The following is a 17,340-nucleotide window of genomic DNA, read 5'->3' as shown; positions in this document are numbered from 1 at the left end:
GTGTTTAGGTAGAGGCCCTTTTATGCAATCGTATTCAAGTTTTCCGTCATCTTTTTCAGCACCCGATTAAAGACAGCCAACTCGCTCTCATCCAAATCGCGCAGGGCGACGTCTTCCAGATCGCGGGCAGCTTGCAGCCACTCGGGGAAGCGCTCGATAGCGGCTGGCGAGAGCGAGACGTACCGTTCCCGCTTGTCGTCACCCTCGGAGCGGATGATCCAGCCCATTTCCTCCAGCCGGGTCAATGTCCGCGTAATGGTAGGGGCCTCCACGTTCAAGTAATTGCTCAACTGCACCTGCGTCAGCGAGCTGCGATAGTGCAGGCAGAGAATGATGCTCCATTGCGAGCTATATAATCCCATGGGCGACATGATTCCATTCAAGGTTTTACTGAAAACTCTGGCAGTTTGGCCGATCTTGTGACCGTAGTGTTGCATGAATATCAGACCTCCAGAAAAAACTGGTTCGATACGATGCGCTTGATTGCTTAAGTAAATATGTACAAATAAAATAGTAGCAGGTAATGACATATAAGTAAATGTTTATTCGAATGTAAAAAAGGCATTTTTCCGAACAAAAAACAAAGCTGATGACAGTCGTTCCCCGTCGCTCAGCTTTGTGCACACACGATTTTGCGTTCAGTTGTTCACTACTTTTAACTGGCGGACAAAATGCCGAGCGGGCCAGATTCGTCTATAATCGACTGCAAGTCGTAGACGGAGATCGGGAACATCGGAAACCCGACGTAATAAGGCGTGATTTCATACAATTGGAAATAAATAACAAGCGATTTGTCTGCGAGATAGAAGTCCTGATCTGGCTTGATTGTGGTAAAATTACCTAAAGTAGGAATATCGCGCTCTTTGATTTGTCGCTTGATGTTTTCCGACAGGACCGTGACGTAGTCGCTGCCCGGCTTGAACAGATCGCGCAAGGTGTAGAGCTTGCCTGTCTGGGTATTGGCTGTTACAGACCCGAGAAAAGTCATTCCGTGAGCCATTTGCGGGGTGTACGCGTAGTTGCTGAGTGTCACGCTGAAAATGCCGCGTTCATTCGTCTTGATTTCAAAGCTGCCTTGCATCTGTGTATTTCCCGGCACCTGCACTCGTTGCTGCTCGTGGATCAAGCCTTGCACCGTTTGCAAAATGGCCCGGTTGATGTCTTTTTCCGCCTGCTGGTTGGCCAGCCCTGCCAGCTGCGGGTAGTAAATCGTGGTGTTCGGACGGTTGATGGTCCGCGTCAGCACAGTGGCTGGCAACAGATTGAGTTGTTCTTCCACAGTTCCAGTTCCTTTCCAAATAGCTTAAAATAAGGGGAGATGATAGTAGCCTATTCTCCAATCGTTTTGGCTGTTCTCACTTTTTTCACAAATTAGTCAATCTGCACGCGATATAATGGTTAAAGAATCCGATACATAAGTAACAGGAAAAGGGGGGCACTTATGATTCAATTGGTTCGTAACACCTTGACGGACAAAGAAGGCTTTATGATTTTTATCCTATGGAACCACCTGTGGATGGCGGGACTGATTGCTTATCAGGTCGATGCAAACTTCTGGAAAGTGACGTCCCTCGGATTGCTGGTCACCCTCATTGTGTCACCGTTTTACTTCATCAAAAGGGACAGTCATGTCATTCGTTACCTGGTAGCGATTGGACTCATGTTTTACGCGATCTCATTCGATCACTTTACTACCTATCCAGAGGTAACTTTTCTCGCATTCATTGTCATGGGATTTTTGGCAGCCTACCTCGACTGGAAGCTGGTAGTGTCGGCGGGAATCGCGCAGATTGTTGTGACTCTGGTCGGCTTTTATACAGGCTCCTACGAAATTTTTAGCGGCGACTTCACGGAACTGAATCTGGTGCTGCGGATTGTAGCGATCCTCATGATGATGGGGGCTGTAACGTACCTCTGTCTGGCTGGACAAGCTTCTCTCAGCAAGGCGAATATCGCCCGACAGGAAGCAGAGGAAAAAGAACGCCGTCTGGGAGAAATGCTCGTACATATTCAACAGATGACGGGGCAGATTGACCGCACGACAGAGCATGTGCACGAGCATGCCGAAGGAACGAAACGCAATACGGACGAGATGATGATTGCGTTTCGCGAAGTTGCGACTGGCATGGAATCGCAGGCCAATTCGACTGTGAAGATCGAAGAAGAAGTGCAGTCGATCGACCAGGAGATCGTGGCGGTAACGACGCAGACGAATGCGATGAAGAGCGAGTCCGATCAAAACAACCAGCGCCTGAAAGACAGCGTGGGCATGATGAACGAGCTTTCGCAGCAAATGGAACAGATCGTGTCTGCGGTCAATGTGGCTGCTGCGACGATTCACCAGCTCAATCGCCAGGCGAACCGGGTAGAAGAAATCGTGGGAGCGATCAACCAGATTGCCACGCAAACGAATCTTTTGGCGCTCAACGCCGCCATCGAGTCAGCGCGGGCTGGCGAGCATGGACGCGGTTTCGCTGTAGTAGCTGACGAAGTGCGCAAGCTGGCTGAGCAAAGCGCGACCGCTACCCAGGAGATTACGGAAATTCTCAAATCGCTCCATCAGGAGAGCGAGAACGCTGTGCAGCAAATCAGCAACGGAGAGGCGTCTGTAGCCAAAGGACAGGAGCTGGCTGTAAAAACGGTGGCTTCGATCGAGGCAGTGCGCTCCGGCATGGTGGCATTCCTGCAAGCGGCCGAGCATGTCGGTTCCAGCATGAACCGGGTCAAAATGCGTTCAGGCGAAGTGGCGATGGAGATGTCGACGATTACGGCCGTCACCGAACAATCGGTTGCCAACCTGGAAGAGCTTTTTGCCACCGCAGAAAATCAGCATCAAAAGGTGCGGGAAATTACCGAAGAGCTGGGTGAGCTTAGCAACTTGTCGCATCGACTCCAGCAAACCTTTCAAACGAAATAAACAAACTGGCGGAAACAATCTGAAAAAACAATTGCTTTTTCAGAGCGTTCTGCTAGAATAAGTTCATTGTAACTCAATAGATGATCTACCTTATCGAGAGCGGCGGAGGGACTGGCCCTATGAAGCCCGGCAACCACTGGACATGCGAGACATGTACAGAAAGGTGCCAATTCCTGCAAAACCTGTACCGGGGTTTTGACAGATGAGGAAGAGGACGGCTTCGGACGCAAACTCTTCCTTCGGGAAGAGTTTTTTTTTCGTTAGAAGGGGAGGATGGATAGAGGAGGAATAACGAACGATAAAATAATTTTAATGTGAAATATTCGTGTTTAGTATTGATCTTTTTGTCGAAAAACCGTACATTATGGTTAGGATAGAGAAAACGGAGAACGTTCAGATAGGGGAGAAAGACACCATGAAGAAGTTGTTGTTGGCATTGACTACTTTTGCTGTTTTGGCTGCGGGTTGTTCAGCAGGCGGGAATGCACCTGCCGGGAACGCATCGACTGATAAGCCGAAAGAGCAAGCGGCAGGACAAGAAGGTGCAGCGAAGAAACGCGTTGCCTTGATTTTGCCGGAAAAAATCGGCGTGAACCCATTCTTCCAGCAAATGGACGAGGGCGCGAAAAAAGCAGGACAAGAATTTGGCGCGGAAGTAAAAAGCATCGAGTCGACTGACCATGGTGCGATCGAAGAGAACTTGCGCGTAGCCGTAGCGGAAAACTACGACCTGATCATCACTTCTTCTTTTGAAGCAGAAGACGCACTGAAAAAAGTAGCCGCAGAAAACCCTGATCGCAACTTCGCGATTATTGATACAGTAGTGGACTTGCCAAATGTGCGCAGCGTTACTTTCCGCGAGCAGGAAGCAGCTTACCTGATGGGGGCGGCGGCAGGTCTTGCCACGAAAACAAACAAAGTCGGCATGGTTGTCGCAATGGACATTCCGCTTCTGAAAAAATGGACAGGCGGATTCCAGGAAGGCTTGAAATCGACCAATCCGAATGCAGAATTTCTGGTAAACTACGTGGGCAGCTTCACAGACCCGGCAAAAGCGAAAGAGCTGGCTCTGCTGCAAGCATCCAAAGGCGCTGACTTCATCAACGGAGCAGCTGCGGTAGGCGATCTCGGCGTATTCGAAGCCGCGAAGGAAAAAGGCTTCTTTACAGCAGGACAAGACGTTGACCGCACGACGATTGACCCTGAGCACATCGTATTGTCCCAGTTGAAAGGGACAGACGCAGCAGCGTATGAAACTGTGAAATCGTTTGTGGAAGGTTCTTTCAAACCAGGTGTCGTCAACTACGGATTGAAAGAAAAAGGCGTAGGCGTAACGTATGTGACTCACGAAAGCAAAACACCGCTGAACGCTTTCATCGGCCAGGAAGTTGTGGACAAAGTAAAAGCGATCAGTGAAGAGATCATTGCTGGTACCCGCAAAGTGCCGGATTCGTTCTAAAAGCTAGTGCACAGAGCTTGATTGTGACCGACTACGGCTGTGTAGTCGGTCTTCCTTATATGCGAAAGGAAAGCGTAAAGAAGGGGGAGCAAGGATGACCTATCGTTTGGAAATGCGCGCCATGACCAAGAAATACGGAGATTTTATTGCAAACGACAAGGTCTCGTTCTCGCTTGCTGCCGGAGAAGTGCACGCGATCGTCGGTGAGAACGGAGCGGGCAAGACGACGTTGATGAGGATGTTGTACGGCATGGAGCAGCCTACGTCCGGCGATATCGTGCTAAACGGCAAGCCGGTCGCTTTTCGCGGGCCACAGGACGCCATTGGCAACGGAATCGGGATGGTGCACCAGCACTTCATGCTGTTCGGCGAGTTCAGCGTGGCCGAAAACATCGTGATTGGCTACGAACCGCAGCAGGCCGGGTTTTTCCGCCGCCATGACGCTGTGCAAAAAGTGCGCGAGCTAAGCGAAAAGTTCCGTATTCCGATTGATCCACAGGCAAAAGTGTCCAATTGCTCGGTGGGAGAACAGCAGCGGGTCGAGATTTTGAAAGTGCTGTACCAGGGCGCAGACATCATCGTGCTGGACGAACCGACCGCTGTGTTGACTCCGCTGGAGGTTCGCGACTTGCTGCAAACGATTCGCAATCTGGCGGAGAGCGGGAAAAGCGTGATTTTGATTACGCACAAGCTCCAGGAGGTAATGGAGGTAGCAGATCGCATCACGGTGCTGCGCGGCGGCAAGGTGACGGGTACGGTTGCGCGTGAGCAGACAAATGTGGACGATTTGGCCCGGTTGATGGTCGGCCGCGAGCTGCAAGAGCTGAGTGAGCGCGTCGCTTTGGAGCAGGGGCCGCTTTTGCAGGTGGAAAATTTGTCGGTGCGCGAAAAGCAGACGTTGCTCGACCGGGTCAGCTTTACCGTCCATCACGGCGAGATCGTGGGAATTGCCGGAGTTTCTGGCAACGGTCAGTCCGAGTTGCTGCAAGCCGTGAGCGGTTTGCGGGCGGCACAGGAGGGAACGGTGCGGTTGGGCGGCAAGGACGTCACCAACAAATCTGTGGCGACAATCCGGGAAGCGGGTCTGGCCCATATTCCCGAGGATCGTTATATGTGGGGAACCGCCAAGCTGGAAAGTGTCGAAGAGAACGCGTTGATGGGCTATCAGCGCAAGCCTGCATTCAATCGGCGCGGCATCGTACTGCGGGAAGCGTTTCGCCAGGTTGTGACTGGCTGGGTGGAGCGATTCGCGATCAAGACTGGTTCGCGGCAGCTTCAGGAGCTTGCCGGGAATTTGTCGGGCGGAAATTTGCAGAAGCTGATCGTCGCGCGGGAGCTGGGGCATGAAACCCCGTTTTTGATCGCGGCTGAGCCGACGCGCGGTGTCGATATCGGAGCGATGGAGTACATCCATCAGGCGCTGATCGACAAGCGCAACGCAGGAGACGGAATTTTGCTGGTGTCATCCGAGCTGTCGGAAATTTTGGCGCTGTCGGATCGCATTTTGGTGATGTACAAAGGGCGGATCGCCGGAGAGCTTTCGCGCAAAGAGGCAACCGAGGAAAAAATCAGCGTGTTAATGGCGGGAGGAAGCGTTCATGGCAGCAATCAAAGAGCTGTGTAAATCACTGGTTCAGCCGCTTTTGGCGATTGTCATCGGCCTGTTGATCGGGGCGCTCGTCATCGCATCGGTAGGGGAATCGATCTTGGGCACCTATCAGGAAATGTGGAAGGGAGCATTTGGAAGCTTTTACTTCTTCGTTTCCACGTTGGCGAGAGCAACACCGATCATGCTGATCGCCCTGGGGCTGTCGCTTGCTTTTCGGGCGGGAGTATTCAATCTGGGGGCAGAAGGACAGATGGTGCTTGGCGCTATCAGTGCTACGCTGGTAGCCATTTACTTGCCGGCGCCGGGAATCGTGAAGCTGGTGGCTGCGATTGTGACGGGAATGGTCGTTGGCGGGCTTTGGGGGCTATTGCCGGGCATCATGGAAGCGCGGTTTCGGATTCCGCTGCTGATTTCTTCCTTGCTGTTCAACTACATTGCCGTCTTGTTTGCCAGCTATCTGGTCACGGAGCCGTTTCGGGACAGGACTGGTTCGGCAGCTTTGGCGCAAACGGTCATGCTGGACAAGAGCGTCTGGCTTCCCAAGCTGTTCGCAGGGATGAGCGTGCACGCCGGGTTTTTGTTTGCCATTGTCGGCGCTTTGATCCTGTTCTGGGTCATCCGCTTTACGCCGTTCGGCTATGAAGTGAAAATGCTCGGGCAAAACCCGTTGTTCGCTCAATACGGGGGGATCAACCGCATCCGCGTCATGCTGACAGGCATGTTTGCCAGCGGTGGTCTGGCGGGCCTGGCAGGGACGGTCGAGGTGCTGGGGGCGCACTACCGTTTTGTCGATGGCGCTTTGACTGTACCGAACTTCGCCTGGACGGGCCTGATGGCGACGCTCTTGGCAAACTCCCATCCGGTCGGGATTATTTTTACCTCGATCCTGCTGGCTGCTTTTCAGACTGGAGCGATGGGCGTGGAGCGGAACACAGACGTGCCGTTGGAGTTGGCAAGCGTCATCTCGGCAGTGCTGATCCTGTTTATTTCGGCAAAATTCAGCTACGACTGGTGGAAACAGCGGAAAGCAAAAGGGGGAGAATCGCATGGAGCTGCTTGATTGGTCCCTCGTCAGTTCTACCATTCGCATGGTGACACCGATATTGCTGGCTGCTTTGGGCGGAGCGCTGTGCTCGCGTGTAGGCATTTTTAATGTGGGGCTGGAAGGCATGGTGCTGGCCGGAGCCTTTTCCGCGATCGTTGGCAACCACTTTACCGGGAATTTGTTTCTGGCGATCTTGATTGCGGCGTTGACGAGTGTTTTGTTCGCTCTGTTGTTTGCCTATATGACGATCAAGCTCAAAGCAAACGAGATCGTCGTCGGGGTAGCGATCAATTTCCTCGCGCTCGGTCTGACGACGTTTGCGCTGCGGGCGATTTTTGGCGTCAAAGGGGCTTTTTACGATAAAGATATGGCGGGCTTGCCGAAGTGGGACATCCCTGTGATCAAAGATATTCCGGGTGTCGGCGAGGTATTTTCCGGGCATTCTCCGCTTGTTTATTTCGCGTTTTTGGCTGCGATTGCGCTTTATGTGTTCTTTTACAAGACTGTCACTGGTTTTCGGGTTCTTGCCGTCGGATCGAATCCGGTTGCGGCTCGCAGCCTCGGGTTGAAAGTAACGGGCTTGCAGGTGCTGGCTATCGTCATCTGCGGCGCTTTGTGCGGGCTTGCAGGAGCACAGCTTTCGTTGGGCCAGGTGACGATGTTCTCCGAGGGCATGACCGCCGGACGCGGCTTTATCGCTTTGGTGGCGATGATGATGGGGCAGTCCCATCCAATCGGAATACTGGCGTCGAGCTTTTTGTTTGGCTTGATGGATGCGCTGAGCATTCGTCTGCAAGGCTTCTCGCTGCCAACGCAATTCACTTCCATGCTGCCGTATTTGCTCACGGTTGCCGCGATGTTCTTCCTGAAAGAGCGCATGCAGGCGGCGAGCAACAATCAGCAGAGCACCCGTTAACAAAGAACAGTCAGCGAAGAAAAGGGGGGACGCAACATGAACAAGGCAGATCGGATCAAACGGATGAAAGTGCCCGCAGTCGACCCGGCACTGGCAAAAAGGCTTCCGCCAGGACAAATTTTGACCGAGCGCTTTCCGATTTTGCATGAGGGAGAAGTCCCGGTTTACGACATGAAGGAATGGACATTGCGCGTGTTTGGCGAGGTAGATCGCGAAGTTACACTGAGCTACGAGCAAATCATGGAGATGCCGCAAGTCACCGTGACCAGCGATATTCACTGCGTGACGCGCTGGTCGCGTTTTGACAATGCGTTTACAGGCGTGCGGTTCCGCGACTTTTTGCAGGCAATCGGTGTAGTGCCGCAGGCATCGTACGTCATGCTGCACGGCGATCACGACTATACGGCGAACGTACCGCTCGCTGACTTGATGCGCCCTGACGTGCTGTTGGCCCACTCCTTCGACGGAGAGCCGCTGACGGACAAGCATGGCTGGCCTTTGCGCCTGACTGTGCCGCACCTGTACTTCTGGAAAAGCGTGAAGTGGCTGCGAGGCATTGAGTTTATTTCGGAAAACACCCCCGGATTTTGGGAGCAAAACGGCTTTCACCTGATCGCAGACCCGTTCCGCGAAGAGCGGTTCTCCGGTGAAGCGCTGCCGATTCCCGAAGACGAATGGGAGAAAAAGGAGTTTGATTGAGATGCTTACGAACCTGAAAGTAGATCCGGAACAGTTGCCGAAGCGCGTCATCGTATGTGGAGATCCAAAACGGGCTGCCTTGATTGCCGCCAAGCTGGACAACCATCGGTCCATCGGAGAAAATCGCGAGTATCACAGCTATGCCGGGACGTGGAAAGGCACGGAGGTTGCCGTAGTCAGCCACGGCGTCGGTTCGCCGGGTGCTGCCGTATGTTTTGAGGAGTTGGCAAAAGGTGGCGTGCAGGTCATCATTCGCGTAGGTACGGCAGGATCGTACCAAAAAGAAATCGAGCCTGGCAGCCTCGTCATCAGCTCGGCTGTCGTGCGTCAGGACGGACTGACCAGCCAGCTCGTTCCTCCGGGTTTCCCGGCAGTCGCCAATCGCCGCGTGGCGGATGCACTGGTGGCAGCAGCAGAAGCAAACGAGGCCGGACTTCCCGTAGCAGAGGGAATTACGCTGACGCTGGATGTGTTCTACAGTGGCGTTCTGGAGTTTCCGCACAAGCTGTACCAAAAAGCCGGGGTACTCGCGGTCGAGATGGAAAATTCCGCCCTGTTCGTCATCGCGGCATTGCGCGGAATGAAGGCCGGAGCGATTTTGGCGATTGACGGCTATGCGGATGCCGATTTGCTTGCTTCGTACAACCCGCATACCGATGCGATGGCAAAAGCGATTGAGGCGGAAGCGTTGATTGCGCTGGATGCTTTGGTGGCTGTTTCCTAATCTAATCACATAAACATGCCCAGGACTGTGAATGGTCCTGGGCTTTTTTTCTGGAGCTTTTCCGGAGTGAAAAGCTATTCTTCGTTGAAGCGATCCAGCATCGAGATCGTATCGATCAGGTGGTTGTTGAAAATTTGCCGGGCGACGCCCAAAAGCTCGATAATCATCGGGTCGCGCAAAGAATAAGTGACTTTGTTGCCGTCTTTTGTTCCGTACACGATATTGTTGTTGCGTAAAATGGCCAGCTGCTGGGAAACGGCCGAGCCTTCACTGCCGATCAGCGTTTGCAGCTCGTTCACGTTTTTGTCTCCCTCCGCCAAAAGCTCCAGAATCCGAATCCGCAGGGGATGACCCAGCGCTTTGAAGAAGTTCGCTTTAAATTGCTGTAGCTCCAAATTCAATAGCAGGTTCCTCCGATCTTTTCGTCATGTGGACGTAGTGGATGTTTGTTGTTGGGCGCAGCTCTGTTGTATGCGGGTGTCGGACAGGCTCGTGCATTCCCGGAACGCAAAGTGCTTGCAGCCCAGGCATTTGTTCGTATCCAGCCGATGAAGCGCATATTCGATTGCCTCTCCGGTGTGGTCGAAAAAGTGCGTTTCCCCGATGCTTGCATACAGACCCGTGCGCTGCAAAATTTGTTTGGGAGCAGGTTGAATGCCCGAGATCAGCACGGTCGTTCCCTGACTCATGGCTTGCTTTACCGTCCGGGACAAATTGGCTTCGCCTGTCATGTCCAAAAATGGCACTTTGCCCATGCGCAGCAACAAGACCTTGGGGCGGTGCTGCAACGTGTTCGCAAGCGAGCTTTCAAACAAGTCGGCGTCCCCGAAAAACAGCGGCCCTTCAATCGTGTAGATGTTGATTTGCGGGCAATCGTGCTGGGACGACACCATATGCGGCATGACTTTTTCGTGCTTCAAAGAAGGGTCGGGCAGCACTTTGGCGACTTGCAGGCTGTCGCGCATCCTTTTGATAAACAGCAGCACAGCAAGCACCAGTCCTACCTCGACAGCGGTAGTCAGATTGGTGAAGACGGTCAAAACAAACGTGATCACAAGCACGAGCGAATCGCTTGTTTTTGCTTTGAGGATGTGGGCAAATTCCTTGCGCTCACTCATGTTCCAGGCGACCAGCATCAAGATCGGAGCCATGCTCGCCAGTGGAATGTGCGAGGCGTAAGGCGCCAGCAGCACGAGGATGAGCAGTACGACCATCCCGTGGATGATGCCGGACATGGGCGAGGCAGCGCCGCTGCGAATATTGGTCGCGGTCCGGGCAATCGCGCCCGTAGCGGGAATCCCGCCGAAAAGCGGCGTCACGATGTTGGCAATGCCTTGCCCGATCAATTCCTTGTTGCTGTTGTGGCGACTGCGGGTCATGCCATCAGCTACGACAGCAGACAGTAAAGACTCTATTGCTCCTAGTATAGCAATGATTAGGGCAGGACTCAGTAATTTTTGGACGCGCTCCAGCGTGATTTCGGGAAAATGGAAGCCAGGCAGTGTGCTCGGAATTTCGCCGAAGGTCGAGCCGATCGTCGCGACCTTTCCTTCGAAAAAGAAAAAGGCAATGACGCTGGAGATGACCAGACCGACGAGCGAGCCAGGCACATTGCGCACAAAACGCGGTGTAATCAATATAATCGCCAGACTGAGGCAGGCGGTTGCCAGGCTGTAGAAGCTGGTTGTATGCAGGTGGACGACGACTTCTTTCATGTTGGACAAAAAGTCCTCGTGCCGTTGTATGTCCGATAGACCGAGGAAATTGGCGAGCTGCCCGGTAAAAATAATGACGGCAATCCCTGCTGTAAACCCGATCGTGACCGGGCGAGGAATGAATTTGATCAGTCCGCCCAGCCGCAAAACGCCCATCAGGACGAGCATAATCCCCGCCATCAAGCCCGCGAGCAGCAAATCCGCGTAGCCGTACTGCATGACGATGGCGAACAGGATCGGGATAAAGGCGCCAGTCGGCCCGCCAATCTGATAGCGGGAACCGCCGAACAGCGAGATGAGCGTCCCTGCGATGATGGTGGTGTAAATCCCGTACTCCGGCTTGACACCGGAAGCGATGGCGAACGCCATGCCGAGCGGAATAGCGATAATGCCTACGATTAATCCTGACACGCAGTCTTTTCTGAATGCTTGCGTATTGTAGCCCTCAAATCTAGCGGCCCACTTCATGGTAGCAACCCTTCTTTTCGTATATTCGAATATTTGATTATTTGAATATAGATGGATCATACTCCCGTTTCATGATTCTCGTCAATTGCATCCTTACACGATCTTTGCCCTTTTTTAACAATTGCTTCAAGTTGTCTTAACGCTGAAGGAGTACCATTCAAAATGACAAGTGAACATTCCCCTTCGGTTGGAGTCATGGAGAAACCCCCGACAGCCTTTCCAAGCACTTTCCTCAAGTATGCTTGTGCAATTGTCATGTCGTTGGGTTTTTTTGTCGTTCGCAAAGGAGGCTTACGAATGAATCAGGAGCAGTTTCACGGCAGGTTGGAAGAGTACAAGCTGATTGCTTCCGTAAAAGAGGCGAAGTACCTGGAAAAAGCGGCAGAGGCCAATGTGAGCGCCGCCGTGCTCTCTATCGGCAACATCGGGGTCATCAAAGGCTATGTAGACTTTTTCAAAAACAGAAAGATCCCGGTGTTCCTTCACCTCGAAAGAATCGGGGGAATCAGCTACGACCGGGAAGGCATCGCCTTTTTGGCGCATTACGTGAAGCCGGACGGGATTGTGACCACGCGCAACACGCTGGTCAAGCTGGCGAAAAAGCAAGGCTTGCTGACAATCCAGCGCCTGTTCCTCGTAGACAGCGACTCGCTCAAATCCGGGCTGTCGTCTCTCGCTGAAACCCAGCCTGACGCCGTCGAGCTGATGCCGGCACTGCTGCCAGAGTATATCGAAGAGTACAAGCGCGTGATTGATATTCCAATCATCGCTGGTGGTTTGATCCGCAAGCGGGAGCAGATGGAGGAAGTATTGCAGCATGGAGCGACTGCTGTGTCAGTCGGTAACCCCCTTTTGTGGAAGGAGAGTTTTTTGCATGATTCAAGCGTTGCTGTTTGATCTGGATGGGACCCTGCTGGACAGCCGGGATGCAGTCATCGATGCAGTCGCCTATACAGCAGAAGAGTACGCACCGGGTCACTTCAGCCGGGAAGAGCTGCTCGCGCGTTTTGGCGAGTCGTTCGACGATTTTTTGGCAGCTGTCGCACAAGCGGCAGGCGTGCCCGACAAGCAAGAGGTGCTGGAAAAGTATTTTGCCTACGTGCGTGAGAACCACGCCCGACATGTTCGGCTGTTTCCTTATGTGAAAGAAGGGCTGGAAAAATTAAAGCAGGCAGGCTATCAGCTGGCGGTGGTCACCAACAAGCAGCGGGAATTTGCGCTGGCCGGACTGAAGCAGGCGGGGATCGACAAGCTGTTCGAAGTCGTAGTGGCCGTGGACGATGTCGCCAAAGGAAAACCGTCAGCCGAGCCTGTATGCAAAGCGCTCGCCAGTATGGGCAGTCGTCCCGAGCAGGCGATGATGGTCGGCGATAGCCGCTACGATGTGCTCGCGGCAGTCGCGGGTGGCGTCTCGTCCGTGGTGCTGGAGTGGTACGGGCAGGAAGAGTGGCTCTATGCCACGCCTGATTACCGCTACGCCGATTTCGAATCGTTTGTCACCGACATGATGGCTGCCAAGGCGCAAGGAGGAAGATGAAAAAGATGGCAAGAGTGGTGCTGCAACAGATAACAAAAACGTTTCAGAACCAGAAAGTGGTCAAGGGGCTTAATCTCGTGATTCCCGACGGCTCCTTTACGGTGCTGGTTGGCCCGTCCGGGTGCGGAAAATCGACGACCTTGCGGATGATTGCCGGTCTGGAAACGGCTACAGACGGGGAAATTTTCATCGGGAGCCAGTCTGTGAACGCTCTGCCTCCGGGAAAGCGCGATGTTGCCATGGTGTTCCAAAACTACGCGCTCTATCCGACGATGAACGTCTACGACAACATCGCCTACGGCTTGAGAAACCGGGGAACGTCGAAAAAAGACTGCGACGTGCTGGTGAAGGAAATTGCCGAGATTGTCGGCTTGGCGGACTTTCTTAAAAGAAAGCCTTCCCAGCTCTCCGGCGGTCAGCGCCAGCGTGTCGCCCTGGCGCGGGCCATGGTGAAAAAGCCAAAGGTGTTCCTCATGGACGAGCCGCTCTCCAACCTGGACGCGAAGCTGCGGAACCAGATGCGCGTGGAGCTGACGAGTTTGCACAAGCAACTGGGCAGCACGTTTATTTACGTGACGCACGACCAGGTGGAAGCGATGACGATGGGCGATCAGATCGTCGTGATGAGCGACGGCAACATCATGCAGGTCGCGGCACCGATGGACTTGTACCAGGAGCCGGAAAATCTGTTCGTCGCCCAGTTTATCGGTTCTCCCCCGATGAACATTGTGCCGGCAGAGGGCAGAAGTGACCAGTTGTGGGGATTCCGCCCGGAAAAGGCCGTGTTGTTGCCAGCCTCCGTCTCTCCGGTTTCTGCGGAAGAGATGTGGACGGCAAAAGGGCAAATCGTCTCACGGGAAATACTCGGCTCGGACACGCTGTTCTACGTGGAGACGGAAAAAGGCAGAGTCATCGTCAAAACGGAAACCGAGGAAATTGGACAGTATGGTTCAAACGTTACCGTAACGGTTGCAAAGCCGCATGTGTACATCTTTGATCGCGTGAGCGGAAAAAAAGTGGGTCGACTGGCTGAACGAGGTCAAGTATCCGCACTTGCAGGAGGGGTGAACTGATGCGAAAGGCGGCAACTGCCCACGAGCTGCCGGATACCGGCCAGGTGCGGGCACAAGCAGCTTCCAGGCCAACATCTCGCCCGGATATGATGACGCGTCTTCGCCCGTACTTGTATTTGACACCTGCCATGATCTGCTTCATTTTGTTCTTTTTTTACCCGATTGGTTCGATCATTTATTTGAGCTTTCAAGACTGGTCGCTGATTAATCTGGAAGCAATGGAATGGGTCGGGCTGCAAAATTACACAGAGCTGGTTGCTGACCAGGAATTTCAGCAGGTGCTGACAAATACGCTCGTTTTCACTTTTGCAACCGTGGGCATCAGTTTGGGAATCTCCTTTTTGCTCGCTCTCTGGCTCAACAAAAAGGCGAAAATGTACGGGATCATCCAAGCTACCGTATTCAGTCCGCACATTATTTCGTTTGTTTCTGTCTCCATGTTGTGGATGTGGCTGATGGACCCGCAATTCGGGCTATTGAACGCTGTACTCGAAGCGGTCGGGCTGCCAGGCTACACGTGGCTGACAGACCCGAGCAGTGCGCTGTTGTCGCTGATCCTCGTGAACGTCTGGAAAGGCGTGGGCTACAACACGCTGATTTTCATTGCCGGGCTGCAAAGCATTCCAGGGGATATTTACGAAGCGGCCGCCCTCGATCGTTCGCCGTGGTGGCGGACTTTGACCCGCATTACCATACCGATGCTGTCGCCCACCATGTTCTTTTTGTTCATCATCAACATGATTTCGTCGTCCCATGCTTTCGATACGATTGCCATCATGACCCAAGGCGGGCCGATCAACAGCAGCAACATGCTGGTCTACTACATTTATGAGCAAGGAATGGACTACTACAACGGGGGATTTGCTGCTGCCGCTTCTGTCATTCTTTTGCTCATCGTAGGAGTTTTGACTGCGTTGTACTTCCTGTTCATGTCCAAACGCGTCCACTACCGATGACGATTCCCGAAAGAAAGGAGGAGCAACATGAAACGAGTGGGTGCAATTTCTTTGAAAACAGTGGAATGGGCCGGGCTGTTGGTTGTGGCGCTGCTGTTCGTCTTTCCTTTTTTGTGGATGGCTTCCACAGCGTTCAAGGACATGTCGGAAGTCAGACAGTTTCCGCCGACCTTGTTGCCTGAGACGTGGGAGTGGGGCAATTTTGTCCAAGCCTGGGAGTCAGGGCCGTTCCTGATGTTTACGGTGAACAGCATTGTAGTTGCCGTGGCGATCTTGATCTTGCAGTTTTTGACCGCCGTACCTGCGGCGTACGCTTTTGCCCGCTACCAGTTTCCCGGCCGCAACCTGCTGTTTGGGCTTGTGCTGGTGGCCTTGATGATTCCGGGATACATTATCTTTTTGCCGATCTACGTGCAGCTGAGCGGCTGGGGGCTGGTCAATACGCTCTGGTCGCTGATTCTGCCGTACGCAGCCAGCGCATTCGGGATATTCCTGCTTCGCCAGGCGTTCATGCAGGTGCCGGACGAAGTCATTGAAGCAGCGCGACTGGATAATGCGTCAGAGTGGAAAATCATGTGGACGATCATGGTGCCGATGGCGAAGCCAGTGCTGGTCACATTTGGACTTTTCAGCTTTATTTATCACTGGAATGACTACTTTTGGCCGCTGATCATGACCAACAGCGACGAAGTACGCACATTGCCTGTCGGGATTTCCAGCTTGCGCATGTCGGACGGAGGCACTCTCTGGAACGTCATGATGGCGGGGAACATGATCCTCATCCTGCCGATTCTCGTTATTTTCTTCGTGGCCCAGCGCCACATTATCAAAGCGTTTGTCTATCAATCCAAATAATAGATAACCATGTGGGAGGAAACCAAATCATGAAGGCGATGAAAAAGACAGGAACGATTCTATGTGCACTAGCTCTAGGCTTGTCAGGAGTGCTTGCCGGGTGCGGTTCTACAGGCAAGGAACAGGCTGCAAGCACAGGAAACACAACGAAGCCGGCAACGGAAACAGCAGCAAGCAACGGGCCTGTCGAGATCGATTTCTGGTATGCGCTCGGCGGTGTTCGCGGCAAGACGATTGAGGACATGGTCAAAAAGTTCAACGAGTCACATAAAGATATTAAGGTAAAAGCGGCGTACCAGGGCGCGTATCAGGATAACCACTCCAAAGTTCTGGCTTCGGTTGCCGCCGGAAACAACCCTGATGTAACGATGGTAGAGATCGCTTCGATCGCTGCCTTCGCTGATGCGAAAGTGCTGGAAGATTTGACTCCGTACTCGCAAGGCGATGAGAAAAAGTACATTCCCGGCCTGATGAAAAACTCTTACTGGAAAGACAAACTGTACGCCGTGCCGTTCAACCGCTCCACGCCGCTTCTGTACATCAACCGCGACATGCTGAAAGCAGCGGGTCTCGATCCGAACGGGCCGAAATCCTGGGATGAGCTGATCAGCTACTCGCAAAAGCTGGTGAAAAAAGAAGGCGACAAAGTCACGCGCTACGGCTTCTCGACCCCTGTTGATATTTGGTTCTACGAAGCGCTCGTCTTCCAGAGCGGAGGCAACATTTTGAGCGAAGACGGCAAGGAGCTGACCTTGAACAACGAGTCAGGCAAAGCGCCGCTTGAACTTTGGACGAAAATGGTCAAGGAAGGCTTGATGAAAAACCCTCCAGGCGAAAACTACAATGCGTGGGATGTCGCCGAGCAAGATTTCCTCAATCAAAAAGTGGGCATGATTTTCACGACGACAGGTTCCTTGACGGAATTGAAGAAAAATGCCAAATTTGACATGGGAGCAGCCTTCCTGCCAGCAAACAAAAACTTCGGTACGCCAACGGGCGGAGCAAACCTGGTCATGCTGGCGAAGTCTTCTGATGCCGAAAAGAAAGCGGCATGGGAATTTATGAAGTGGATGACCGATACAGAGCAAACCGTACCATGGTCCATCGCATCCGGCTACATGCCTGTGACGACCGCTGCCGTAGATTCACCTGAGATGAAGGCATTCTATGAAAAAGATCCGAACTTCAAAGTAGCAGTAGACCAGCTGCAATACGGTTACCCGCGCCCAATGGCACCTGGTTACAAAGAATTGCAGGATGTCATTCAAAAAGAGCTGCAACGTGCGATGCTTGGACAGGCGACCATTGATGAAGCGCTGCAAAATGTGACGGACAAAGGCAGCAAGCTGCTGAAAAAATAAAGGCGG

At 53.1% G+C, this 17,340-nt stretch carries 17 protein-coding genes and 1 riboswitch; of the genes, 13 read left to right on the top strand and 4 right to left on the bottom strand.

What is annotated here, in order from left to right:
- Positions 1-20 precede the first annotated feature (20 nt).
- Together M2298_RS14920 and M2298_RS14915 are read right to left on the bottom strand one after the other, a co-directional pair.
- Positions 21-437 (bottom strand): MarR family winged helix-turn-helix transcriptional regulator, encoded by a 417-nt coding sequence (locus M2298_RS14920; RefSeq protein WP_063228891.1) that lies wholly within the window; start codon positions 435-437, stop codon positions 21-23.
- A 218-nt stretch (positions 438-655) separates the two neighbouring features.
- The gene (locus M2298_RS14915) at positions 656-1,279 is read right to left on the bottom strand and encodes a DUF3298 and DUF4163 domain-containing protein (protein ID WP_122962504.1); all 624 of its coding nucleotides are present in this window, start codon (positions 1,277-1,279) and stop codon (positions 656-658) included.
- A 162-nt stretch (positions 1,280-1,441) separates the two neighbouring features.
- Here M2298_RS14915 and M2298_RS14910 point away from each other — a divergent pair, with 162 nt between their 5' ends.
- The 7 genes from M2298_RS14910 (at position 1,442) to M2298_RS14880 (ending at position 9,369) form a co-directional block, all read left to right on the top strand.
- Complete coding sequence (locus M2298_RS14910; protein ID WP_122962505.1) at positions 1,442-2,917, top strand: methyl-accepting chemotaxis protein; 1,476 nt, start codon at positions 1,442-1,444, stop codon at positions 2,915-2,917.
- Positions 2,918-3,004: 87 nt separating this feature from the next.
- A riboswitch (SAM riboswitch) is annotated at positions 3,005-3,126 on the top strand.
- A gap of 206 nt (positions 3,127-3,332) precedes the next feature.
- Positions 3,333-4,376 (top strand): BMP family lipoprotein, encoded by a 1,044-nt coding sequence (locus M2298_RS14905; protein WP_122962506.1) that lies wholly within the window; start codon positions 3,333-3,335, stop codon positions 4,374-4,376.
- 94 nt (positions 4,377-4,470) lie between these two features.
- A complete protein-coding gene (locus M2298_RS14900) occupies positions 4,471-6,000 on the top strand; it encodes an ABC transporter ATP-binding protein (RefSeq protein WP_173596326.1) in 1,530 nt (509 codons plus the stop codon).
- On the top strand, positions 5,975-7,045 hold the full coding sequence (locus tag M2298_RS14895; RefSeq protein ID WP_280648669.1) for an ABC transporter permease: 1,071 nt from the start codon (positions 5,975-5,977) through the stop codon (positions 7,043-7,045). Before M2298_RS14900 ends, M2298_RS14895 begins: the two co-directional genes overlap by 26 nt.
- Positions 7,032-7,946, top strand: a complete 915-nt coding sequence (locus M2298_RS14890) for an ABC transporter permease (RefSeq protein WP_280648668.1) — start codon at positions 7,032-7,034, stop codon at positions 7,944-7,946. The genes M2298_RS14895 and M2298_RS14890 overlap by 14 nt, the downstream gene beginning before the upstream one ends.
- Positions 7,947-7,982: 36 nt before the next feature.
- On the top strand, positions 7,983-8,645 hold the full coding sequence (locus tag M2298_RS14885; protein ID WP_122962510.1) for a sulfite oxidase-like oxidoreductase: 663 nt from the start codon (positions 7,983-7,985) through the stop codon (positions 8,643-8,645).
- A gap of 1 nt (position 8,646) precedes the next feature.
- Entirely contained in the window at positions 8,647-9,369 is a 723-nt protein-coding gene (locus tag M2298_RS14880; RefSeq protein ID WP_122962511.1) for a nucleoside phosphorylase, read from the top strand.
- Between the two features lie 74 nt (positions 9,370-9,443).
- On the opposite strand, the gene M2298_RS14875 is transcribed toward M2298_RS14880, so the two are convergent.
- Positions 9,444-9,770 carry an ArsR/SmtB family transcription factor gene (locus tag M2298_RS14875; RefSeq protein WP_122962512.1) on the bottom strand — a complete coding sequence of 109 codons (327 nt, stop codon included), beginning with the start codon at positions 9,768-9,770 and terminating at the stop codon, positions 9,444-9,446.
- A 24-nt stretch (positions 9,771-9,794) separates the two neighbouring features.
- Positions 9,795-11,552, bottom strand: coding sequence for a SulP family inorganic anion transporter (locus M2298_RS14870; RefSeq protein ID WP_173599069.1), 1,758 nt, complete (start codon positions 11,550-11,552; stop codon positions 9,795-9,797).
- Between the two features lie 297 nt (positions 11,553-11,849).
- Here M2298_RS14870 and M2298_RS14865 point away from each other — a divergent pair, with 297 nt between their 5' ends.
- From M2298_RS14865 to M2298_RS14840, 6 genes are read left to right on the top strand one after another with little or no spacing between them, the layout of a single operon-like run.
- A complete protein-coding gene (locus M2298_RS14865; protein WP_122962514.1) occupies positions 11,850-12,449 on the top strand; it encodes a glycerol-3-phosphate responsive antiterminator in 600 nt (199 codons plus the stop codon).
- Entirely contained in the window at positions 12,427-13,089 is a 663-nt protein-coding gene (locus M2298_RS14860; RefSeq protein ID WP_173596331.1) for an HAD family hydrolase, read from the top strand. Before M2298_RS14865 ends, M2298_RS14860 begins: the two co-directional genes overlap by 23 nt.
- 5 nt (positions 13,090-13,094) lie before the next feature.
- Positions 13,095-14,162: an ABC transporter ATP-binding protein gene (locus M2298_RS14855; protein ID WP_173596332.1), complete on the top strand. Its 1,068-nt coding sequence runs from the start codon at positions 13,095-13,097 to the stop codon at positions 14,160-14,162.
- The gene (locus M2298_RS14850; protein WP_173596333.1) at positions 14,162-15,118 is read left to right on the top strand and encodes a carbohydrate ABC transporter permease; all 957 of its coding nucleotides are present in this window, start codon (positions 14,162-14,164) and stop codon (positions 15,116-15,118) included. The genes M2298_RS14855 and M2298_RS14850 overlap by 1 nt, the downstream gene beginning before the upstream one ends.
- Before the next feature lie 27 nt (positions 15,119-15,145).
- The gene (locus tag M2298_RS14845; RefSeq protein WP_122962517.1) at positions 15,146-15,973 is read left to right on the top strand and encodes a carbohydrate ABC transporter permease; all 828 of its coding nucleotides are present in this window, start codon (positions 15,146-15,148) and stop codon (positions 15,971-15,973) included.
- A 29-nt stretch (positions 15,974-16,002) separates the two neighbouring features.
- Positions 16,003-17,334 carry an ABC transporter substrate-binding protein gene (locus M2298_RS14840; protein WP_280648667.1) on the top strand — a complete coding sequence of 444 codons (1,332 nt, stop codon included), beginning with the start codon at positions 16,003-16,005 and terminating at the stop codon, positions 17,332-17,334.
- Positions 17,335-17,340: the final 6 nt, after the last annotated feature.

The organism is Brevibacillus sp. 1238, from assembly GCF_029892995.1.
Classification (GTDB): Bacteria; Bacillota; Bacilli; order Brevibacillales; family Brevibacillaceae; genus Brevibacillus; species Brevibacillus parabrevis.
The sequence above is the reverse complement of the archived record's forward strand: the minus strand, read 5'-3'. Positions and strand labels throughout refer to the sequence as shown.